This is a genomic window from Pseudomonas citronellolis, from assembly GCF_001586155.1.
GTDB lineage: Bacteria > Pseudomonadota > Gammaproteobacteria > Pseudomonadales > Pseudomonadaceae > Pseudomonas > Pseudomonas citronellolis.
The window spans coordinates 773,119-792,500 of the sequence record NZ_CP014158.1 but is presented as its reverse complement, the minus strand read 5'-3'; the positions used below and the strand labels follow the sequence as shown (position 1 = coordinate 792,500).

Below are 19,382 nucleotides of genomic sequence, written 5' to 3'. Positions count from 1 at the left end.
CACGGCGGAGTTCTTCACCAGGCCGGCGCGGTTCAGCACGGCGCCGATGGGCAGGTCCTCGGTGGCGGCCACTTCCACTTCCGGGATGTCTTCCGGCAGTTCGCCTTCCTTCAGGCGATTGCCTGCGGACTTGTGGGCATTGGCAGCGGCTTCTTCGCCATGGAAGCGGGCGACGATCTCTTCCGCCAGCTTGATCTTGACGTCGCGCGGGTTGGCACCAGCCTCGACATCCTTGCGCAGGGCATCGATCTCGTCCATCGAGCGGAAGCTGAGCAACTCGAAGTAACGCCACATCAGAGTGTCCGGAATGGAAACGAGCTTGCTGTACATGACGCCCGGCGCTTCCTGGATACCGATGTAGTTGCCCAGGGACTTGGACATCTTCTTCACGCCGTCCAGACCTTCCAGCAGCGGCATGGTCAGGATGCACTGCGGCTCCTGGTCGTAGGCGCGCTGCAGCTCGCGCCCCATGAGCAGGTTGAACTTCTGATCGGTGCCGCCCAGCTCCACATCGGCGCGCAGCGCCACCGAGTCGTAGCCCTGCACCAGCGGATAGAGGAACTCGTGGATGGCGATGGACTGGTTGCTGGCATAGCGTTTGCTGAAGTCATCGCGCTCGAGCATGCGGGCGACGGTGTACTGGGAGGCGAGACGAATGAAATCGGCCGGAGTCAGCTTGTCCATCCAGGTGGAGTTGAATGCCACCTCGGTCTTGGCCGGGTCGAGGATCTTGAAGACCTGGGACTTGTACGTCTCGGCGTTCTCCAGCACCTGCTCGCGGGTCAGCGGCGGACGGGTGGCGCTCTTGCCGCTGGGGTCGCCGATCATCCCGGTGAAGTCTCCGATGAGGAAGATCACCTGATGGCCGAGGTCCTGGAACTGGCGCAGCTTATTAATGAGGACGGTATGCCCGAGGTGCAGGTCCGGCGCGGTCGGGTCGAAGCCCGCCTTGATCCGCAGTGGCTGGCCACGCTTGAGCTTTTCGACCAGCTCGGCTTCCACCAGGAGTTCATCCGCACCACGCTTGATCAGCGCCAGCTGCTCTTCGACCGACTTCATCACAGTTCCTGTTCCGTTTTTCCGGCAATCAAAAGGGAACCAACCATACAAGATCGGACACTAAAAACAAGTTTTGCCCGGCGTACGGGGAAATGGCGTCAAACCCTGGGCGATAGACTTGCTTCGAGGGGAATTTGGTTATATTTTAGGCAGTTATTTCACATTCCAAAAACACCACTCATGCCATGACGCAATCGAATCAGAAAGCGCCCTACTATCCGAAGAGCCATCTGCTGGCCGCAAGCGGTGTAGCAGCGCTCCTCAGCCTGGCTCTGCTGGTGTTCCCCTCGAGTGAAGTCGAGGCGAAGAAGACCACGCTCAATCTGGAGCTGGACGGCGGTTCCGACCGCATCATTCAGGAAAAGGACGACCTGCGAAGCCCGCAGGTCACCGAGAACAGCGATTCTCCCTTCGCACGGATCGAAGGGCAGAACGACGACAACCGCGCCGGAAAAGACGCGGAAGAAGAAAAGAAAGCACTCAAGGCCTCCAACGATACCCAGCCCGCCACGCCCGCCGAACCGGCCTGGAAGCGCGTGACCGTGGGCAAGGGCGACACCCTTTCCACCGTCTTCGCCAAGGCTGGCCTGCCGGCCGGCCTGGTGCACGACGTGCTGGCCAGCGGCAAGGACGCCAAGCAGTTCACCCGCCTGGACGTCGGCCATGAAGTCGAGTTCCTGATCAGCCCGCAAGGCGAGCTGCAGAGCCTGCGCATCAAGCAGAGCGACCTGGAGACCATCAGCCTGAACAAGTCCGCCAAGGGCTATGCATTCAAGCGCGACCTGGTCAAGCCGGACGTGCACACCGCCTACGCCCATGGCCGCATCGACAGCTCGCTGTTCACCGCGGGCAAGGAGGCCGGCCTGTCCCATGACCTGATCATGGCCCTGGCGAACATCTTCGGCTACGACATCGACTTCGCCCTAGACCTGCGCGAAGGCGACCAGTTCGACGTGATCTACGAGAAGAAGGTGGTCAACGGCCGCCAGGTGGACACCGGCAACATCCTCGCCGCGCGCTTCATCAACCGCGGCAAGGAATACACCGCGGTGCGCTTCACCAACAAGGCCGGCAACACCAGCTACTACCGCGCCGACGGCACCAGCATGCGCAAGGCGTTCATCCGCACCCCGGTGGACTTCGCCCGCATCAGCTCGCGCTTCTCCATGGGCCGCCTGCACCCGATCCTGAACAAGATCCGCGCGCACAAGGGCGTCGACTACGCCGCGCCCATCGGCACGCCGATCAAGGCCACCGGCGACGGCAAGGTGATCGAGGCCGGGCGCAAGGGCGGCTACGGCAACGCGGTGGTCATCCAGCACGGCTCGACCTACCAGACCGTCTACGGCCACATGAGCCGCTTCGCCAAGGGCATCCGCAGCGGCGTCGCGGTCAAGCAGGGGCAGATCATCGGCTACGTCGGCATGACCGGCCTGGCCACCGGCCCGCACCTGCACTACGAGTTCCATATCAACGGCAAGTACGTCGACCCGCTGAGCGCCAAGCTGCCGATGGCCGACCCGCTGGCCGGCCCGGACCGCAAGCGCTTCCTGGCCCAGACCCAGCCGCTGATGGCGCGCATGGACCAGGAGAAGCCCACCTCCCTGGCCATGAACAAGCAGCAAGAGCAGCAGCGCTGAACCATGGCGCTCTACCTGGGGGTGATGTCCGGCACCAGCCTCGATGGCCTGGACATCGCCCTGGTCGAGCAGGGTGAAGACTCCACCACCCTGCTCGCCTCCCACTACCTGCCCATGCCCGCGGACCTGCGCGCCGAACTACTGGCCCTGTGCGCCAGCGGCCCCGACGAGATCGCCCGCGGCGCCTGCGCCGAGAATGCCTGGGTGCGGCTCGCCGCCCAGGGCATCCTGGAACTGCTGCAGCGCCAGCAACTGCCGCCGCAAGCCATCCGCGCCATCGGCAGCCACGGCCAGACCGTGCGCCACGAGCCACAGCGCGGCTTCACCGTGCAGATCGATAATCCCGCCCTGCTCGCCGAGCTGACCGGCATCGACGTGGTCGCCGACTTCCGCCGCCGCGACCTGGCTGCCGGCGGCCAGGGCGCGCCGCTGGTCCCGGCCTTCCACCAGGCGCTGTTCGGCAACGAAAAGCTGCGGGCCGTCCTCAACGTCGGCGGCTTCAGCAACGTCTCGCTGCTCGCCCCGGGCGAGCCGGTACGCGGCTTCGACTGCGGCCCGGGCAACGTGCTGCTGGACAGCTGGATCCACGACCAGCGCGGCGAATCCTATGACCGCGACGGCGCCTGGGCGGCCAGCGGCCAGGTGAACGACGCACTGCTGCAGCGCTTCCTCGCCGATATCTTCTTCGCCACCCGTGGGCCGAAGAGCACCGGGCGCGAGCGTTTCAACCTGCCCTGGCTGAAGGCGCAGCTGGCCGAAGGCCCCGCCCTGCCCGCCGAGGACGTGCAGGCCACCCTGCTGGAGCTCAGCGCCCGCAGCATCGCCGAATCCCTGCTGCATGCGCAGCCGGGTTGCGAAGAGGTGCTGGTATGTGGCGGCGGCGCCTTCAATGGCGCATTCATGGCGCGCCTGGCGGCGCACCTGCCCAGGGCAAAAGTGGCCAGTACCGCGGAATACGGCGTGGCGCCGGAATGGATGGAGGCCATGGCCTTCGCCTGGCTGGCGCACCGCTTCCTCCAGCGCCTGCCCGGCAACCGCCCGGAAGTCACAGGCGCGGCCGGGCCGCGGATACTCGGCGCCCTCTACCCCGCCTGATACAAACGAAAACGCCGCGCAGATGCGCGGCGTTTCGTCATTGCGGCCGACTCAGATCGAGAACGACTGTCCGCACCCGCAGGTGGTGGCGGCGTTCGGGTTCTTGATCACGAAGCGCGAACCTTCCAGGCCTTCCTGGTAGTCCACCTCGGCGCCGGCGAGGTACTGGAAGCTCATCGGGTCGACCACCAGGCTGACACCATCGCGCTCCACCACGGTGTCGTCGTCCGCGGTGTCCTCGTCGAAGGTGAAGCCGTACTGGAAGCCCGAGCAGCCGCCGCCGGTGACAAAGACGCGCAGTTTCAGACGCGGATTGCCTTCTTCGTCGATCAGCGTCTTCACCTTGTGCGCGGCCCCGTTGGAGAAGATCAGCGGGGTGGGGGTGAAGGTCTCGATGGTCATGTCAGATGTCTCCCGGCCGAAGCCGTACGTTACAACATTGCGGGCTATTATCCGCTTACCCGAGAAAAATGGTCAACTAAGCCAGGTCAATCCTTCGTCGAACATCCTTCGGGACGGGCTCCCGCAGTGGGAGCCCGGGGCCCGCCTCAGGGCAGCAGGGCCACGTTGGACAGGCCCAGGCGCTCGTCCAGGCCGAAGAGGATGTTCATGTTCTGGATCGCCTGGCCGGACGCGCCCTTGACCAGGTTGTCGATCACCGACAGCACCACCACCAGGTCGCCGCCCTGCGGACGGTGCACGGCGATGCGGCAGACGTTGGCGCCGCGCACGCTGCGGGTCTCCGGGTGGCTGCCGGCGGGCATCACGTCGACGAAGGGCTCGTTGGCGTAGCGCTCCTCGAACAGCTTCTGCAGGTCCACGCCGCGATCGGCCACCTGGGCGTAGAGGGTGGCGTGGATGCCGCGGATCATCGGCGTCAGGTGCGGGACGAAGGTCAAGCCGACATCGCCCTTGGCGGCGCGGCGCAGGCCCTGGCTGATTTCCGGCAGGTGGCGGTGGCCCTTGACCGAGTAGGCCATCATGCTCTCGCCGGCCTCGCAGAACAGCGAACCGACCTTGGCGCCGCGACCGGCGCCGCTGACGCCGGACTTGCAGTCGGCGATCAGCCGCGAGGTGTCGGCCAGGCCGGCTTCCAGCAGCGGGATGAAGCCCAGCTGGGTGGCGGTCGGGTAGCAGCCGGGCACGGCGATCAGGCGCGCCGACTTGATGGCCTCACGGTTCACTTCCGGCAGGCCGTAGACGGCCTCGGGCAGCAGCTGCGGCGCGCCGTGGGGCTGGCCGTACCACTTGGCCCATTCCTCGGCATCCTGCAGGCGGAAGTCGGCGGACAGATCGATGACGCGGGTGCCGGTGGCCAGCAGCTCGCCGGCCAGGGCATGGGCCACGCCGTGCGGGGTGGCGAAGAACACCACGTCGCAGGCGCCCAGGCGCTGCACGTCCGGCACGCTGAAGGACAGGTAGTCGTAGTGGCCTCGCAGGTTCGGGTACATCTCGGCGACCTTCACGCCCTCCTCGGAGCGCGAGGTGATCACCTCGACGCGCGCCTCCGGATGCTGGGCCAGCAGGCGCAGCAGCTCCACACCCGTGTAACCCGTACCACCTACGATACCGACCTTGATCATCTGTCCGTCACTCCGCCAATAAGGGGCTCACTCAGAACCGCCAATGATAAGAGCGCGGGCCCCGCATGAACAGGCCGAAGCGCCGCGGGCGACGAGTCGCCGGCAGGGGCGTGCGACTTCGCGGGGATGACGCTGGCACGGGGCTGCCACTACTATCAGCGCAACCGTGACCCGAGGAGCTATCGATGCTGTATCTGTGGATAAAGGCCCTGCACATAGTCGCAGTGGTCTGCTGGTTCGCCGGCCTGTTCTACCTGCCGCGCCTGTTCGTCTACCACGCCATGAGCGAGGACGCCGCCAGCCGCGAGCGCTTCCAGGTGATGGAGCGCAAGCTCTACCGCGGCATCATGGGCCCGTCGATGATCCTCACCATCCTGCTCGGCGCCTGGATGCTCTACCTGACCCCGGGCTGGCTGAGCCAGGGCTGGCTGCACGCCAAGCTGACCCTGGTGGTCCTGCTGATCGGCTACCACCACGCCTGCGGCGCCATGCTCAAGCGCTTCGCCCGTGGCGAGAACCGCCGCAGCCACGTGTTCTTCCGCTGGTTCAACGAAGTCCCTGTGCTTTTCCTGCTGGCCATCGTCATTCTGGTCGTGGTCAAACCTTTCTGAATCCTGCCCGGAGCCTCCCATGTCCCTGCCCGCCCTGCTCGACCGCCGTCTGCGCCTGCCCCTGGTGGCGGCGCCCATGTTCCTGGTGTCCAACCCGCAACTGGTGCTGGCCTGCTGCCACAGCGGCATCGTCGGCAGCTTCCCGGCGCTGAACCAGCGCGAGAGCAGCGGCTTCAAGGCCTGGCTGGAAGAGATCGAGGCCGGCCTGGCCAACGCCCCGCAAGCGGCGCCCTATGCGGTGAACCTCATCGTCCACCACAGCAACCCGCGCCTGCAGGCGGACCTTGCGCTGTGCGTGGAGCACCGCGTGCCCATCGTCATCACCAGCCTGGGGGCGGTGCGCGAAGTGGTCGATGCGGTGCACAGCTATGGCGGCCTGGTGTTCCACGACGTGACCACCCGCCGCCATGCGGAGAAGGCCGCCGAAGCCGGGGTCGACGGGCTCATCGCAGTGGCCGCAGGCGCCGGCGGCCATGCCGGCACCTGGAGCCCCTTCGCGCTGGTCGCGGAGATCCGCCAGTTCTTCGACAAGACGCTGCTGCTGGCGGGCTGCCTCAACCGCGGGCACGAGATCCTGGCGGCGCAGATCCTCGGCGCCGACCTCGCCTACCTCGGCACGCGCTTCATCGCCACCCGCGAGAGCAACGCCTCCACCGCCTACAAGAAGATGCTGCTGGAAGCCCGCGCCGCCGACATCATCCATACCCCCGCGGTCTCCGGCGTGCCGGCCAGCTTCATGCGCCAGAGCCTGGAGGCCGCCGGCTTCGACATGGCGCGCCTGAACGAGAAGGGCGAGCTGAACTACGGCGAGAAACTCAAGCCGGTGAATGACGAGGCCAAGGCCTGGAAGACCGTCTGGTCCGCAGGCCAGGGCGTGGGCAACATCAGCGACCTGCCGTCGGTGGACGAGCTGGTGGCGCGCCTGGACCAGGAGTACCGCGACGCGCTCCAGCGCGGCGGCGCCCTGCCCGGCCTGCTGCGTCCCTGAACGGGGCTCGCAAATCCGCGCATGCTGGCTTGTTGCCCTCTGGGCCTGCGATTAGGCTGTAGCCAGAAGCTGCAGCCCAATCAACCGACAAGGATGCCCCTCGATGGATGAACCACGCTACAAGATCGTGTTCGACGGCACGCTGATGCCGCAAACGCCGCTGGAAACCGCCAAGGAGAACCTCGCCCGCCTGTTCAAGAGCGACCTGGCGCGCATCGAGGCACTGTTCAGCGGGCAACTGGTCGTGCTCAAGCGCGACCTTTCCGAGAGCGAGGCCGACAAGTACCTGCAAGCCCTGCACAACGCCGGCGCCCAGGCGCGCAAGGAATCCGACCTGGTATCCAGCCTGTCGCTGGTGGAGACCGAGGATCACCCCGGCGCCGAGACCCAAGCCGCGGAACAGGCGGCCAGCGCCGAGCGGATGACCTGCCCGAAGTGCGGGCACGAGCAGGCCAAGGCCAGCGAGTGCAGCGCCTGCGGTATCATCATCGACAAGTACCTGGCGCGCCAGGCCGAGCTGTCCGCGAGCCAGCCCATCGCCGCGGCGCCGGCCGCCACTGCCGGTTCCAGTTCCGGCAACGCTGTCCAATCGCCCTACGCCACCCCGCAGGCACCGGTCGGCGAGGCGCTGCCGGAATACGGCGAGCTGCAGTACTTCACCGTCCAGGGGCGCATCGGCCGCGTCCGCTACCTGGGCTGGAGCATGGGCATGATCCTCGCCATGATCCCGCTGTTCATCCTCTTCGCCGCCCTCACTGCGGCCTCCCAGACGCTGGGCGCCCTGGTGCTGATCGCCGCCTGCGTCGGCATGGCCGTGGTCAGCATCTTCTTCGGCGTCCAGCGCCTGCACGACATCGGCTGGTCCGGCTGGCTGTGGCTGCTCAACTTCGTGCCCGTGGTGGGCAGCGTCATGGCCCTACTGATGCTGCTGGTGCCGGGCAGCGTCGGCGCCAACCGCTACGGCCCGCCGCCGCCGCCGAACAGCCGCGGCGTGACAGGCCTGGCCTGGGCGTCGATCCTGGTGCCCGTCGTCGGCATCCTCGCCGCGATCGCCATCCCGGCCTACCAGGGTTACCTCACCCGCGCCCAGGAGGCGGCCTACAGCCAGGACCAGAGCTACGAACCGGCCGCGACCGCCGAGCCCCAGGCCTACGACGACGAGGACGCGGCCGCCGTCGAAACCGACGAGCCCTCGGAGCAATAGCCCACGGCAATGGGGCGCGCTAGAATCCGCGCCCCATTCCGGAGACCCATCGATGCCTCGCTATGCCCTGATCACCGGCGCCTCCAGCGGTATCGGCCTCGCCCTGGCCGAGGCCCTGGCGCGCCGCGGCCAGGCCCTGATCCTGGTGGCGCGCCAGCGCGATGCCCTGGAAAGCATCGCCTATGAGCTGGCCCAGCGTTTCGGCGTGGATGTTCTGTTCCGTATCTGCGACCTGTCCGAGCCGCTGCAGCTGTCCGGACTACTGCATGAGCTGGAGCAGTCCGGCCGGCAGATCGAGCTGCTGGTGAACAACGCCGGTTTCGGCAGCGGCGGCGCCTTCGTCGAGCAGGACTGGTCCCGCGAGCAGGAGATGATCGAGCTCAACGTCCTCGCCCTGGCCCGCCTGTGCCACGCCATCGGCGGGCAGATGGCGCGCAGCGGCGGCGGGCAGATCCTCAACGTGGCGTCGGTGGTCGGCTTCATGCCCGGCCCCTGGATGAGCAACTACTACGCCAGCAAGGCCTACGTCCTGCACCTGTCCGAGGCCCTGCGCAGCGAACTCAAGCGCCATGGCGTGAAGGTCTCGGTGCTGTGCCCGGGGCCGACGCGCACGGCCTTCTTCCGCAATGCCAGCGTGGAGGCCGCCCGCCTGGACGGCAGCAAGCTGATGATGAGCCCCGAGGAAGTGGCGCTGATCACGGTGAAGGCCCTGCGGCGCAACAAGGCCATCATCATCCCCGGCTGGCGCAACCGCCTGATGGCCTGGAGCCCGCGCCTGGCGCCGCGCTGGCTGGTGCGCTGGATCGCCGGGCGGGCCAACCGCTCGGTGCTGCCCAACCCATAGCCTCGGCGCGCCAGGCTGTGTTCCCCGGCCGCGGCCGGCTAAACTGCGGACCATCGCCCCCTATCGGAGGACATCCCATGGACTGCCTGTTCTGCAAGATCGCCGCGGGGGAAATCCCGGCGCGCAAGCTCTACGAAGACGACCAGGTCATCGCCTTCCACGATATCGGCCCGCAGGCGCCGGTGCATTTCCTGGTGGTGCCGAAACGGCACATCGCCACCCTCAACGACCTGGAGGAGGCCGACAAGCCGCTGGCCGGGCACATCCTCCTCACCGCCCAGCGCCTGGCCGCCGAGCAGGGCTGCGCGGAAGGCTTCCGCGTGGTGATGAACTGCAACGACCTGGGCGGCCAGACCGTGCACCACATCCACATGCACGTCCTCGGCCAGCGCCAGATGCACTGGCCGCCGGGCTGAGCCGCCAGGCGCAGGGCGGCCACGCAGCCGCCCCGCCGCAAGACCTGTCATCGGCAATCCGTTAAACTGGCCGCTGTTTTCCCTTTCGGAGGTGCGCCATGTCCGCCGACCGTCACTATTCCCCCGCCGACCGTTTCCTGCTGCAGGCCGATGCCGCGCTGCGCACCCTGCTGCCCTTCAGCGGTCACCCGGCACGCCCGTCGCCGGCCATCGTGCAGCCCGACGCCGAGCTCGACGAGGCCGACAGCCGCCACATCGCCGGGCTGATGCGCATCAACCACACCGGCGAGGTCTGCGCCCAGGCGCTGTACCAGGGCCAGGCGCTGACGGCCAAGCTGCCGCACGTGCGCAAGGCCATGGAGGAAGCCGCCGACGAGGAGGTCGACCACCTGGCCTGGTGCGAACAGCGCATCCGTGAACTGGGCAGCCGCCCGAGCCTGCTCAACCCGCTGTTCTATGGCCTGTCCTTCGGCGTCGGCGCGGCGGCGGGGCTGATCAGCGACCGCATGAGCCTGGGCTTCGTCGCCGCCACCGAGGACCAGGTGTGCAAGCACCTCGACGAACACCTGGAACAACTGCCGGCCGAAGACCAGAAGAGCCGCGCCATCCTCGAGCAGATGCGCATCGACGAGGAACAGCACGCCAGCAACGCCATCGAGGCCGGCGGCCTGCGCTTCCCGGCGCCGGTCAAGTTCGGCATGACGCTGCTGTCCAGGGTGATGACCAAGACCACCTACCGCATCTAGGCTTCAGGCTTCAGGCTTCAGGCTTCAGGCTTCAGGCTTCAGGCTTCAGGCTTCAGGCTTCAGGCTTCAGGCTTCAGGCTTCAGGCTTCAGGCTTCAGGCTTCAGGCTTCAGGCTTCAGGCTTCAGGCTTCAGGCGAACAGCATGACGCGCTCTTCGCTCTTGCCTACAGCCTACCGCCTAAAACCTGTAGCCATCTCAGTGCGGCATGTTGCGGCCGTAGAAGATCTCCAGCATCTCGTGGCGGACGCGTTCTTCCACCTGCTTACGCTGCTCCGGCGAGAGGTTGCTCGTGGCGTCGCCGAACAGGTAGTTGTCCAGGTCGAACTGCTTGAGCAGCATCTTGGTGTGGAACAGGTTCTCCTGGTACACGTTCACGTCGGTCATCTGGTAGGCCTCGTACGTGTCGTCGGAGAGGTAGTTCTGGATCGAGTTGATCTCGTGGTCGATGAAGTGCTTCTTGCCCTCCACGTCGCGGGTGAAGCCGCGCACGCGGTAGTCCACGGTGACGATGTCCGAGTCGAACTGGTGGATCAGGTAGTTGAGCGCCTTCAGCGGCGAGATCACCCCGCAGGTGGAAACGTCGATGTCCACCCGGAAGGTCGCGATGCCTTCCACCGGATGGATCTCCGGGTAGGTGTGCACGGTGATGTGGCTCTTGTCCAGGTGCGCCAGGATGGTTTCCGGTAGCGGCCCGGGGGACTCCTCGATCTGGCTGTCGGTCGGGGTGACCGGCTGCTCGGAGATCAGGATGGTAACGCTGGCGCCTTGGGGGTCGTAGTCCTGACGGGCGATGTTCAGGATGTTGGCGCCGATGATGTCGACAACATCGGTTAGGATCTGCGTCAGGCGCTCGGCATCGTACTCTTCGTCGATGTACTGCACGTACGCCTGCTGGTCTTCCGGCGTCTCGGCGTAGCAGATGTCATAGATGTTGAAGCTCAAGGTCTTCGTCAGGTTGTTGAACCCGTGGAGCTTGAGTTTGCTTTTCACCGTGGGGGAACTCTCTTCAATGCGGCTCTGCCGCGTGGTTGAGCATGCCCGTCAGATGCTTACGGCGCACCTGCGTAGGACGGTTTACACCTCTTCGCGTTGGCGATTGTGGTTGCTTGGTTTGGGGCCTGGCCCCGAAAAAAGGTGGCGCATTATGCAGAGGTCGGGCGACCTCTGCCAGCCTTTACGCCACCGCCATGACGATCCCGTGACGAGAGGATGTCAGCCGAGCTCGACGATCTCGTAGTCGTGGGTGATCTCCACGCCCGCGCGGCCGAGCATGATCGAGGCCGAGCAGTACTTCTCCGCCGACAGCTCGACGGCGCGCTTGACCTGGGCTTCCTTCAGGCCGCGGCCCTTGACCACGAAGTGCACGTGGATCCTGGTGAACACCTTCGGGTCCTCGCCGGCGCGATCGGCCTCGAGGAAGGCCTCGCAGCTCTCCACCGGCTGGCGGCCCTTCTTCAGGATGCTGACCACGTCGAAGTTGGTGCAGCCGCCCAGGCCGAGCAGCAGCATCTCCATCGGGCGCACGCCCAGGTTGCGGCCACCGGCATCGGGCGGACCGTCCATCACCACCACATGACCGCTGCCGGATTCACCGAGGAACATGGCCTCGCCGGCCCACTGGATTCTCGCTTTCATGCACAGGCTTCCGCCGGAAAAAGGGGGCGACAGCTTATCACAAGGCCTGGAATGCCCGGCGATGTTGACCAGGTCTCAATTCGAGCCCTGACACCTTAATGTTCTATTATGCTGGCGTCATTTTACTGGCACACTCACGAGGTTAAATTGACAGCCCGACCAGCTTTTGATTGTCGGCGCCAGAACGTCTGTTTAAGCTCTTGCCATCAAAAAAGACCGCCAGCCATCGAGCTGCGGCACCGATGCTCGGGGGAGAGCGTCGTAACGTCACGGTAAGCCAGCCAGGGACGACACATAACAACTCGACAAAAGCGCCTGTCGTGCACAGGGCCATTCTTATAATTTCGGGACTCGGGCATGGTAGCTATTACCCTTACACCCAAACACAAAAACCTCGACAAGTTGCTCGCACACTGTCACCGCCGCCGCTACACCCCAAAGAGCACCATCATCTACGCCGGGGATCGTTGCGAAAGCCTGTTCTTCATCATCAAGGGCTCGGTCACCGTCCTGATCGAGGACGACGATGGCCGGGAAATGATCATCGGCTACCTCAACAGCGGTGATTTCTTCGGCGAGATGGGGCTGTTCGAGAAGGACGGCAGCGCCGCCCAGGAACGCAGCGCCTGGGTTCGCGCCAAGGGTGAATGCGAGGTCGCCGAGATCAGCTACACCAAATTCCGCGAACTCTGCCTGCAGGATCCGGAGATCCTCATCACCCTCGGCAGCCAGATGGCCGAGCGCCTGCGCAAGACCACGCGCAAGGTCGGCGACCTGGCCTTCCTCGACGTCACCGGACGCGTCGCCCGCACCCTGTTGGACCTGTGCCAGCAGCCGGACGCCATGACCCACCCCGACGGCATGCAGATCAAGATCACCCGCCAGGAAATCGGCCGTATCGTCGGCTGCTCCCGGGAGATGGTCGGCCGCGTGCTGAAGAGCCTGGAGGAGCAGGGTCTGGTGCATGTGAAGGGCAAGACCATGGTGGTGTTCGGCACCCGCTGAACTTCGGCAGCAAGAGCGCCGCTTGCCTCCATGGGGGAACGGCGTTCTTCCAGCTGTGCCCGTGGTGCGGCTTCGCCTGCGGAGTGGGGCGCAGAACGTAGGGAGGCTCGGGCATAGGAGCAACTGTCTGCGCCGAGGCGTTTTTCGTAGGATGGGTTGAGCTTGCGAAACCCATGCGGTTGCGCTGATGGGTATCGCTTCGCTCAACGCCATCCTACGAAAAGCCATGCTCGCTCATGCGGTAGGAGCGGACTTTGTCCGCGATTGGACTCCTCGGCCACGCCGGACGGAACGCCGCCTCTCCCGTCAGGACGGGGCGCACATGGAGAGGGATCGGAGGCAAAGGCGAACACCTTTGCTGACCCCTCTACAACAATGCCAGCCTTCCTGATTGCGCGTCCCTACAAACTCAATCCGGATCGGCGCCCAGCACAGCACTACGGCGCTCGGGGAAGAACAGCCGCTTGAGCTCGACACCCGGATCATCGGCACGCATGAACGCCTCGCCGACCAGGAACGCATACACCTCGTTGACCTCCATCAGCTCGATGTCGGCACGGTTGAGGATGCCGCTCTCGGTCACCACCAGGCGATCGCGCGGAATCTCCGGCAGCAGGTCGAGGGTGGTGTCCAGGCTCACCTCGAAGGTGTGCAGGTTGCGGTTGTTGATGCCGATCAGCGGGGTGTCCAGGGTCTTCAGCGCACGCTCCAGCTCATCGCCGTCGTGCACCTCGACCAGTACGTCGAGTTGCTGTTCCTTGGCCACCGCAGCCAGTTCAGCCATGCGCGCGTCGTCCAGCGCGGAGACGATCAGCAGGATGCAGTCGGCGCCGATGGCGCGGGCCTCGACCACCTGGTAGGGGTCGATCATGAAATCCTTGCGGATCACCGGCAACGCGCAGGCGGCGCGGGCTTCCTGCAGGTAGGCGTCGCTGCCCATGAAGTAGTCGATGTCGGTCAGCACCGACAGGCAGGTAGCCCCGCCTTCCTGGTAGCTGCGGGCAATGTCCGCAGGCGAGAAGTTCTCGCGCAGGATGCCCTTGCTCGGCGAGGCCTTCTTCACCTCGGCGATCACCGCCGGCTGCTTGCGCTGGGCCTGCGCCAGCAGCGCCGCGGCGAAGCCGCGCGGGGCGTCGGCGGCGCGGGCGCGCTGCTCCAGCTCGGCGAAGGAGACGTGCGCGCGGCGCTCGGCGACTTCCTCGGCCTTGCGGGCCAGAATCTTCTGCAGAACCGTGGGCACAGTCACTGTGCATTCTCCTCTCGGTAAACGGCGGTAAAGGCGGCCAATTCGTCCATTTTTTCCCGGGCCAGGCCGGTGTGCAGGGCATCGTGGGCCAGGTGCATGCCCTCGTGCAGCGTGCTGGCGAGGTCGGCGGCGTAGAGCGCGGCGCCGGCGTTGAGCACGATCAGCTCGGCGGCCTTCTGCCCGGCCTCGGTCCTGCGCCGGCCGAGGGCGTCGCGGATCAGTTCCAGGGACTGCTGCGGGCTGTCGACGGTGAGGCCGATCAGCGTCTGGCTGCGGATGCCGAAGTCTTCCGGCTTCACCTCGTACTCGCGCACCTCGCCGTCCTTGAGTTCGGCGACGTGGGTGGCCGCGGCCAGGCTGAACTCGTCCAGGCCATCGCGCGAATGCACCACCAGCACGTGCTCGCTGCCCAGGCGCTTGAGCACCTCGGCCAGCGGCCGGCACAGGGCCTGGTTGAACACGCCGACCACCTGGTGGCGCACGCCCGCCGGGTTGGTCAGCGGGCCGAGCATGTTGAACAGGGTGCGCAGGCCCAGCTCACGCCGCGGGCCCGCGGCGTAGCGCATGGCCTTGTGGTGGACCTGGGCGAACATGAAACCCACGCCGACGCTCTCGATGCAGCGGGCCACCTGCTCGGACTTCAGGTCCAGGTAGATGCCGGCGGCTTCCAGCAGGTCGGCGCTGCCGCTCTTGCCGGACACGGCGCGGTTGCCGTGCTTGGCCACCTTGCCCCCGGCGGCGGCGACCACGAAGGCCGAGGCCGAGGACACGTTGAAGATGTTGGCGCCGTCGCCGCCGGTGCCGACCACGTCGACCACGCGGTCCAGGCTCTGCAGCTTCACGCCGTCGGCCAGCTCGCGCATCACCGAGACCGCGCCGACGATCTCGTCGATGGTCTCGCTCTTCATGCGCATGCCCATGAGGAAGGCGCCGATCTGCGCGTCGGTACACTGGCCGGTCATGATCTCGCGCATGACCGCCTGCATTTCCTCGGTGGAAAGGTCGAGCTGGTTGACCACGCGGTCGAGGGCTTCCCTGATGTTCATGCGCGCACTCCGCCCTGCTGCTTGAGGAAGTTGGCCAGCATTTCGTGGCCCTGCTCGGAAAGTATGGACTCGGGGTGGAACTGCACGCCCTCGACGTTCAGCGTCTTGTGGCGCAGGCCCATGATCTCGTCCACGGAGCCGTCGTCATGGGCTGTCCAGGCGGTGATCTCCAGGCACTCGGGCAGGGTTTCGCGCTTGACCACCAGGGAGTGGTAGCGCGTCTGCGTCAGCGGGTTGTTCAGGCCGGCGAACACGCCCTGGTCGATGTGGAACACCGGGCTGGTCTTGCCGTGCATGACCTGGCGCGCGCGCACTACGTCGCCGCCGAAGGCCTGGCCGATGGACTGGTGCCCCAGGCAAACGCCCAGCAGCGGCAGCTTGCCGGAGAAACGCCGGATCACCTCCAGCGACACACCCGCCTCATTGGGGGTGCAGGGCCCGGGGGAGAGCACGATGCGCTCGGGGTTCAGCGCGGCGATCTCGTCGACGCTCAGCTCGTCGTTGCGAATGACGTGGATGTCGGCCTTCAACTCGGCGAAGTACTGCACCAGGTTGTAGGTGAAGGAGTCGTAGTTATCGATCATCAGCAGCATGTCTGCTCGGACCTCAATGATTGCACTGCTTTCGGTTCGCGTCGCCGGCGCACCCGGGGCGGCCTGGGCAGGACCTGGCCATTATGCCAGCGGATGGGGGGACGAACGCGGGGAAGGGACCGGCGCGAGGGCCGGGAAAGAAGGAATCAGGCGCGCCAGCGCCAGCGGGCGAATGCCTTGAGGAGGGAGATGAGGATGCTGTTGCGGTGAATCACGGTAGCGATCTCGCCAGATGATTGCCGAACAGTAGCCGATGGCCGCCCGGCAACGCAAGCCGCACGGGCCCGCGCGGCGCCGGGAGCCGGCGGGCGACTAGCGGCAGGCGTCCAGCGCGGCGCGCAGGCGGGCCTCGTAGCCCAGGTGCTGCTGGCGCTCGGCGAGCAGTGCGCGGACCTTGGTCTGCAGCGAGTCGGAGGGATGCAGGAGGGAAGTGGCGAACACCGGAATGGGGACAGCCGGCGCCCGGCAGGGAATGGCGACCGGCACCCGCACTTCGAGCGCGGCCGGTTGGGTTGGCGCCGCGGCGGTGCAGGCCGCCAGCAGCGGCAGGCCCACGAGGAGAAGAACTTTCATGGCGCCAGCTCCTGGTCGATGAGCTGGCGCGCAGCGGCGCAGTCCTCGCCGTCGCTGTGCCCCGCCAGCAGGCGCTGGGCGGCAGCCTCGTGGGCATCCGCCTGCACCTGGGCCGCCCGCAGCGCCTGGGCGGCGTCGATCTCGCGCTTCCGCGCGGCGAGCGCCAGTTCATCCAGGCGGTGGTTCTGCTCGGTCAATTGGGCGTGCAACGTGCTGCGGCCCTGGGCACAGAGCGCGCTCTCGACGCGGGCGGCGTCCAGTTGCGGACGCAGGTATCGGGCCGCGAGCCAGGCGCCTGCGGCAACGCCGAGGCCGATCAGAAGCAGGACGACGGCGAGCTTCCGGTACAGGCTCATCCCAGCACCTCCTGCGCCCGTCGCCACAGTTTCTGGCGCTCGGCCAGGCCATTGAGGCCGCCGTTGATGCGCCGGGTGATGTCCTCGAAGCGCCCGGCGTCGGCCAGTTCGTTCAGGCCCGCGTCCGCCCACCACCAGGCCGCCGACTCGCAGGCCCAGCGCGGTTCGGCGAGCGACTCCGGGTGGGCCTCGAAGGCCTGGCCGAGCGCCATGCCGACGCGCCGATAGTTGGCCCGGCCGGTGATCTGCAGCAAGCCACGGCCGCGGTAGCGCCAGCCATCGCCGGAAGCCTCGTCGCCATTGCCGTTGCGCCCGGCGTAGGCACAGTTGGCGATGGCCTGGGGCTGGTAGGCCAGTCGGCAAGCCAGCGCGGTGGGCTTGCCGGCGGCGTTGCGGAAGCGCCGCGGCCAGGTGTCCGCCAGGCCCTGGGCGCTGTAGGCGAGGTTTTCCACCAGGTGCGTCAGCCCGGCGCTCTCGTGGCCAACCTGGGCGAGGAAAGCGGCGGCGCGCGGCGCTCGGTCAACCCCGTGGGCACGCATCGCCGGCGCCAGCCAGGGCAGGACCTGGCCGGCCCGGGGAAACAGCTGCAGCAGTTGTTGGTCGGTGATCTCCATGCGGCCCTCCTTCAGCTGCGCCCCTTGCCACCCGCGGCATCGGCCTTGCCCTGGGCGCCGCCGTTGCAGGTGATGGTGGTACTCCAGCCGCCGGCATCCAGGCGCTGTTCCACCGAGTCGGTGAGGAACTCGCCGTCCAGGCCGTCCTTGAAGCCGCTCAGCCGCACGCTGCGCTCGGCGAACAGGTCGCTGCGCCCGGGCATCTGCAGGCGCACGAAGGCGCTGCCGCGGTTGAAGTCGGCCAGCCGCGCCCTGGCCGCCTGCTCGGCGGCGCCGCGGTCCGGGTAGGGATGGCGGTCGATGAACTCGGCGCCGACGTCCTCCGGCGCCTTCGGGTTTTCCAGCGCCACCTGGCGCATGGCGCCGCTGGCCGGGTCCTGGTAGCAGGTCTTCACCCGGCGGTAGACGGTACGGTCGTCGAGGCGCAGGTCGAAGGAACCGACATCGCCCGGCATCAACTCCAGCGGCGCGATGGCACGCCCGGAAGCGCTCTCCCCGGCCTGGCGCGGCAGCACCAGCAACAGGCCGTCGGCCAGCTTGGCGGTGCAGTCGTGCTGGCGGGCCAGGCGGGTGATGAAATTGAAGTCCGATTCGTTCAACTGCTCCGCGCGGGCGACGTTAACCTGCACCGGGCAGCGCGCGCTCCAGTGGTTGCGCGCGGCCAGGTCGAAGACAATCCGCGCCAGGCTGGCGTTCTCCCAGGCGGCGCAGCGGGTGCTCTTGCCCTCGCCGTGCATGTCGCCGGCACGGCCGCTCAGGGTCAGCCGGCGGGGCGGCCCGTCGAAGCGGAGCGCATCCACCCGGTAGCGGCCCATGGGCGCCAGTTCCTCCCCGGCGTAGCCGAGGAACAGGTCCAGCCAGGCGCCGCGCGCGGGCAAGGCAATGGCGCCGTCGCGGTCGTCGAGGACCAGCTCGAAGGTGTCGGACTCCAGGCCCGGCTTGTCGGTCAGGACCAGGCTGAGCAGACGGTCGCTGAGCAGGTGGGTGATGTCGCTGCCGTTGGCGAGCAGACGGAAGGTCGGGCGCACTTCGGGCCTCCGGAAAGGAAAGACCCCGCCGGAGCGGGGTCGGGGGTCAGTCCCACAGGCGTACCCGGGGATCGCTGGGGGGCGGCAGCTCGGGCAGGCGGATCAGCAGCCCGGCGCGCAGCGGCTGGGGCTCGTCGGCCAGGCCGGGGTTGGCTTCGAGGACGGCTTCCACGCTGCCCAGCAGGTGCCCGTAGTGGTACTGGCAGAGGCTGTCCAGGCAGTCGCCGTCCGCGGTTCTACAGATCGTCGCCATAGCGGGTGAACTCCAGGGTGAAGGCCTGGCTGCGCGGCACGCCGTCGCTAAGCAGGCTGGATTGGTTCTCGCCGATGCGGGTGATGCACCAGTTGCCCAGCAGCTGGCCGGACCAGCTGCTCAGGCTCAGCGGCTCGCGGCGCGCAGCGATGTCGCGCAGCTTCTGCAACTGGCCGACGCCGGCGCCCAGCAGGGTGGCGATGGTGCCGCTGAGGCTCAGCGTCTCCGCGCCCTGCCCCGGCGACTGCAGGGCCGGGCGCCGGTCCAGGCGCGCCTGGGGCACCCAACTGTACTGGGTGTCGCGCACCAGCTTGTCGAAGGCCGCGGTGGACAGGTTGAAGTAGAAGGGAGTGGCATTCGGCGCCAGCGGCCGCATCACCAGCAGGTGGGGCTGCGGCTTGACCGCTTCCGCCGCCGGCGTGGTCAGCGGCGCCAGCAGTTCGCTGGGGATGATGTTGGCCAGCTTCGGGCTGATCGCCCCGGCGATGCGGTTGATCGCCTGACCGGCCCGCGCCGCCTGCCGGCCCAGCGCGTCCAGCCGCTCGTCCACCCGCTGCACGGCGCGCTCGGCCTTCGAATAGACGGCCACCACCTTGTCCAGCCGCGCATTGGCTTGGTCGATGCCGCGCATAACGCGCTGCAGTTGCACCGACACGCCGGGCGGCAGGCCCAGCAGTTTCTCCAGCTGGCCGCTGGCGTCCTGTAGCTCGCCGATGGCCTGGTCCAGTGGGTCGATCGTGCCCTTCAGCTCGCGGCGGCCGGCCTCGATGGCCTGGCCGATGGACCGCAGGCCGGCCTGTAGTTGCTCCATGTAAGCCATGCTGGCTCCTCATTGGTCATGTCGCC

The 19,382-nt window shown here is 67.1% G+C and carries 23 protein-coding genes (1 of these 23 running past the window's edge); 9 read left to right on the top strand and 14 right to left on the bottom strand.

The features are described 5' to 3' along the window. Positions 1-1,059, bottom strand: the 5' portion of a protein-coding gene (tyrS, locus tag PcP3B5_RS03585) for a tyrosine--tRNA ligase (RefSeq protein ID WP_043269213.1). Its footprint begins 141 nt before the window's first position; the window shows 1,059 of its 1,200 coding nt (coding positions 1-1,059); it begins with the start codon at positions 1,057-1,059; its stop codon lies beyond the left edge, outside the window. A gap of 185 nt (positions 1,060-1,244) precedes the next feature. Here tyrS and PcP3B5_RS03580 point away from each other — a divergent pair, with 185 nt between their 5' ends. Together PcP3B5_RS03580 and PcP3B5_RS03575 are read left to right on the top strand one after the other, a co-directional pair. Then, complete coding sequence (locus tag PcP3B5_RS03580) at positions 1,245-2,699, top strand: peptidoglycan DD-metalloendopeptidase family protein (protein ID WP_043319295.1); 1,455 nt, start codon at positions 1,245-1,247, stop codon at positions 2,697-2,699. A 3-nt stretch (positions 2,700-2,702) separates the two neighbouring features. Next, positions 2,703-3,794 carry an anhydro-N-acetylmuramic acid kinase gene (locus PcP3B5_RS03575; protein ID WP_061560593.1) on the top strand — a complete coding sequence of 364 codons (1,092 nt, stop codon included), beginning with the start codon at positions 2,703-2,705 and terminating at the stop codon, positions 3,792-3,794. 51 nt (positions 3,795-3,845) lie between these two features. On the opposite strand, the gene erpA is transcribed toward PcP3B5_RS03575, so the two are convergent. Both erpA and argC read right to left on the bottom strand, forming a co-directional pair. Beyond that, positions 3,846-4,196: an iron-sulfur cluster insertion protein ErpA gene (gene erpA, locus PcP3B5_RS03570; RefSeq protein WP_009615673.1), complete on the bottom strand. Its 351-nt coding sequence runs from the start codon at positions 4,194-4,196 to the stop codon at positions 3,846-3,848. A 146-nt stretch (positions 4,197-4,342) separates the two neighbouring features. After that, on the bottom strand, positions 4,343-5,377 hold the full coding sequence (gene argC, locus PcP3B5_RS03565) for an N-acetyl-gamma-glutamyl-phosphate reductase (RefSeq protein WP_061560592.1): 1,035 nt from the start codon (positions 5,375-5,377) through the stop codon (positions 4,343-4,345). 188 nt (positions 5,378-5,565) lie between these two features. Between argC and hemJ the strand changes: the two genes are divergently transcribed. The 6 genes from hemJ to coq7 all read left to right on the top strand — a co-directional run bounded on the left by hemJ (position 5,566) and on the right by coq7 (position 10,186). After that, positions 5,566-5,988 (top strand): protoporphyrinogen oxidase HemJ, encoded by a 423-nt coding sequence (gene hemJ / locus PcP3B5_RS03560; RefSeq protein WP_173427880.1) that lies wholly within the window; start codon positions 5,566-5,568, stop codon positions 5,986-5,988. 19 nt (positions 5,989-6,007) lie between these two features. Then, positions 6,008-6,976, top strand: a complete 969-nt coding sequence (locus PcP3B5_RS03555) for an NAD(P)H-dependent flavin oxidoreductase (protein WP_061560591.1) — start codon at positions 6,008-6,010, stop codon at positions 6,974-6,976. A 103-nt stretch (positions 6,977-7,079) separates the two neighbouring features. Further along, on the top strand, positions 7,080-8,180 hold the full coding sequence (locus PcP3B5_RS03550; RefSeq protein ID WP_061560590.1) for a DUF805 domain-containing protein: 1,101 nt from the start codon (positions 7,080-7,082) through the stop codon (positions 8,178-8,180). A 52-nt stretch (positions 8,181-8,232) separates the two neighbouring features. Next, the gene (locus PcP3B5_RS03545; protein WP_009615668.1) at positions 8,233-9,024 is read left to right on the top strand and encodes an SDR family NAD(P)-dependent oxidoreductase; all 792 of its coding nucleotides are present in this window, start codon (positions 8,233-8,235) and stop codon (positions 9,022-9,024) included. 77 nt (positions 9,025-9,101) lie between these two features. Then, the gene (locus tag PcP3B5_RS03540) at positions 9,102-9,440 is read left to right on the top strand and encodes a histidine triad nucleotide-binding protein (protein ID WP_009615667.1); all 339 of its coding nucleotides are present in this window, start codon (positions 9,102-9,104) and stop codon (positions 9,438-9,440) included. Between the two features lie 98 nt (positions 9,441-9,538). Further along, complete coding sequence (gene coq7, locus PcP3B5_RS03535; RefSeq protein WP_043319287.1) at positions 9,539-10,186, top strand: 2-polyprenyl-3-methyl-6-methoxy-1,4-benzoquinone monooxygenase; 648 nt, start codon at positions 9,539-9,541, stop codon at positions 10,184-10,186. Positions 10,187-10,382: 196 nt separating this feature from the next. Here the strand turns inward: coq7 and speD are convergent, their stop codons facing one another. Both speD and PcP3B5_RS03525 read right to left on the bottom strand, forming a co-directional pair. Next, the gene (gene speD, locus PcP3B5_RS03530; RefSeq protein ID WP_009615665.1) at positions 10,383-11,177 is read right to left on the bottom strand and encodes an adenosylmethionine decarboxylase; all 795 of its coding nucleotides are present in this window, start codon (positions 11,175-11,177) and stop codon (positions 10,383-10,385) included. 222 nt (positions 11,178-11,399) lie between these two features. Further along, on the bottom strand, positions 11,400-11,822 hold the full coding sequence (locus PcP3B5_RS03525) for an OsmC family protein (protein ID WP_009615662.1): 423 nt from the start codon (positions 11,820-11,822) through the stop codon (positions 11,400-11,402). A 357-nt stretch (positions 11,823-12,179) separates the two neighbouring features. Between PcP3B5_RS03525 and crp the strand changes: the two genes are divergently transcribed. Beyond that, positions 12,180-12,827, top strand: a complete 648-nt coding sequence (gene crp / locus PcP3B5_RS03520) for a cAMP-activated global transcriptional regulator CRP (RefSeq protein WP_043319283.1) — start codon at positions 12,180-12,182, stop codon at positions 12,825-12,827. 409 nt (positions 12,828-13,236) lie between these two features. Here crp and trpC read toward each other — a convergent pair whose 3' ends face one another. From trpC to PcP3B5_RS03475, 9 genes are all read right to left on the bottom strand, one after another. Then, complete coding sequence (trpC, locus tag PcP3B5_RS03515; protein WP_061560589.1) at positions 13,237-14,073, bottom strand: indole-3-glycerol phosphate synthase TrpC; 837 nt, start codon at positions 14,071-14,073, stop codon at positions 13,237-13,239. Further along, positions 14,070-15,119: an anthranilate phosphoribosyltransferase gene (trpD, locus tag PcP3B5_RS03510; protein ID WP_043269234.1), complete on the bottom strand. Its 1,050-nt coding sequence runs from the start codon at positions 15,117-15,119 to the stop codon at positions 14,070-14,072. Before trpD ends, trpC begins: the two co-directional genes overlap by 4 nt. Next, a complete protein-coding gene (locus PcP3B5_RS03505; RefSeq protein ID WP_061560588.1) occupies positions 15,116-15,712 on the bottom strand; it encodes an aminodeoxychorismate/anthranilate synthase component II in 597 nt (198 codons plus the stop codon). The genes trpD and PcP3B5_RS03505 overlap by 4 nt, the downstream gene beginning before the upstream one ends. A 312-nt stretch (positions 15,713-16,024) precedes the next feature. Further along, positions 16,025-16,285 carry a hypothetical protein gene (locus tag PcP3B5_RS03500; protein WP_061560587.1) on the bottom strand — a complete coding sequence of 87 codons (261 nt, stop codon included), beginning with the start codon at positions 16,283-16,285 and terminating at the stop codon, positions 16,025-16,027. Then, positions 16,282-16,641 (bottom strand): hypothetical protein, encoded by a 360-nt coding sequence (locus PcP3B5_RS03495; protein WP_061560586.1) that lies wholly within the window; start codon positions 16,639-16,641, stop codon positions 16,282-16,284. The genes PcP3B5_RS03500 and PcP3B5_RS03495 overlap by 4 nt, the downstream gene beginning before the upstream one ends. After that, positions 16,638-17,255: a glycoside hydrolase family 19 protein gene (locus PcP3B5_RS03490; protein ID WP_061560585.1), complete on the bottom strand. Its 618-nt coding sequence runs from the start codon at positions 17,253-17,255 to the stop codon at positions 16,638-16,640. The genes PcP3B5_RS03495 and PcP3B5_RS03490 overlap by 4 nt, the downstream gene beginning before the upstream one ends. Before the next feature lie 11 nt (positions 17,256-17,266). Continuing rightward, positions 17,267-18,283, bottom strand: coding sequence for a phage late control D family protein (locus PcP3B5_RS03485; RefSeq protein ID WP_061560584.1), 1,017 nt, complete (start codon positions 18,281-18,283; stop codon positions 17,267-17,269). Positions 18,284-18,329: 46 nt separating this feature from the next. Then, positions 18,330-18,536, bottom strand: coding sequence for a tail protein X (locus PcP3B5_RS03480; RefSeq protein ID WP_009615647.1), 207 nt, complete (start codon positions 18,534-18,536; stop codon positions 18,330-18,332). Then, a complete protein-coding gene (locus PcP3B5_RS03475) occupies positions 18,520-19,356 on the bottom strand; it encodes a phage tail protein (protein WP_061560583.1) in 837 nt (278 codons plus the stop codon). Before PcP3B5_RS03475 ends, PcP3B5_RS03480 begins: the two co-directional genes overlap by 17 nt. Positions 19,357-19,382 lie beyond the last annotated feature (26 nt).

Bases quoted from the DNA above. Each gene is read 5' to 3' on its own strand.
- argC (WP_061560592.1), bottom strand. From the start codon at position 5,377: ATGATCAAGGTCGGTATCGTAGGTGGTACGGGTTACACGGGTGTGGAG.
- PcP3B5_RS03540 (WP_009615667.1), top strand. From the start codon at position 9,102: ATGGACTGCCTGTTCTGCAAGATCGCCGCGGGGGAAATCCCGGCGCGC.
- PcP3B5_RS03545 (WP_009615668.1), top strand. From the start codon at position 8,233: ATGCCTCGCTATGCCCTGATCACCGGCGCCTCCAGCGGTATCGGCCTC.
- PcP3B5_RS03495 (WP_061560586.1), bottom strand. From the start codon at position 16,641: ATGAGCCTGTACCGGAAGCTCGCCGTCGTCCTGCTTCTGATCGGCCTC.
- PcP3B5_RS03500 (WP_061560587.1), bottom strand. From the start codon at position 16,285: ATGAAAGTTCTTCTCCTCGTGGGCCTGCCGCTGCTGGCGGCCTGCACC.
- PcP3B5_RS03490 (WP_061560585.1), bottom strand. From the start codon at position 17,255: ATGGAGATCACCGACCAACAACTGCTGCAGCTGTTTCCCCGGGCCGGC.
- PcP3B5_RS03555 (WP_061560591.1), top strand. From the start codon at position 6,008: ATGTCCCTGCCCGCCCTGCTCGACCGCCGTCTGCGCCTGCCCCTGGTG.
- coq7 (WP_043319287.1), top strand. From the start codon at position 9,539: ATGTCCGCCGACCGTCACTATTCCCCCGCCGACCGTTTCCTGCTGCAG.
- PcP3B5_RS03550 (WP_061560590.1), top strand. From the start codon at position 7,080: ATGGATGAACCACGCTACAAGATCGTGTTCGACGGCACGCTGATGCCG.
- trpD (WP_043269234.1), bottom strand. From the start codon at position 15,119: ATGAACATCAGGGAAGCCCTCGACCGCGTGGTCAACCAGCTCGACCTT.
- PcP3B5_RS03525 (WP_009615662.1), bottom strand. From the start codon at position 11,822: ATGAAAGCGAGAATCCAGTGGGCCGGCGAGGCCATGTTCCTCGGTGAA.
- PcP3B5_RS03505 (WP_061560588.1), bottom strand. From the start codon at position 15,712: ATGCTGCTGATGATCGATAACTACGACTCCTTCACCTACAACCTGGTG.
- PcP3B5_RS03575 (WP_061560593.1), top strand. From the start codon at position 2,703: ATGGCGCTCTACCTGGGGGTGATGTCCGGCACCAGCCTCGATGGCCTG.
- PcP3B5_RS03580 (WP_043319295.1), top strand. From the start codon at position 1,245: ATGACGCAATCGAATCAGAAAGCGCCCTACTATCCGAAGAGCCATCTG.
- PcP3B5_RS03475 (WP_061560583.1), bottom strand. From the start codon at position 19,356: ATGGCTTACATGGAGCAACTACAGGCCGGCCTGCGGTCCATCGGCCAG.
- erpA (WP_009615673.1), bottom strand. From the start codon at position 4,196: ATGACCATCGAGACCTTCACCCCCACCCCGCTGATCTTCTCCAACGGG.
- PcP3B5_RS03480 (WP_009615647.1), bottom strand. From the start codon at position 18,536: ATGGCGACGATCTGTAGAACCGCGGACGGCGACTGCCTGGACAGCCTC.
- crp (WP_043319283.1), top strand. From the start codon at position 12,180: ATGGTAGCTATTACCCTTACACCCAAACACAAAAACCTCGACAAGTTG.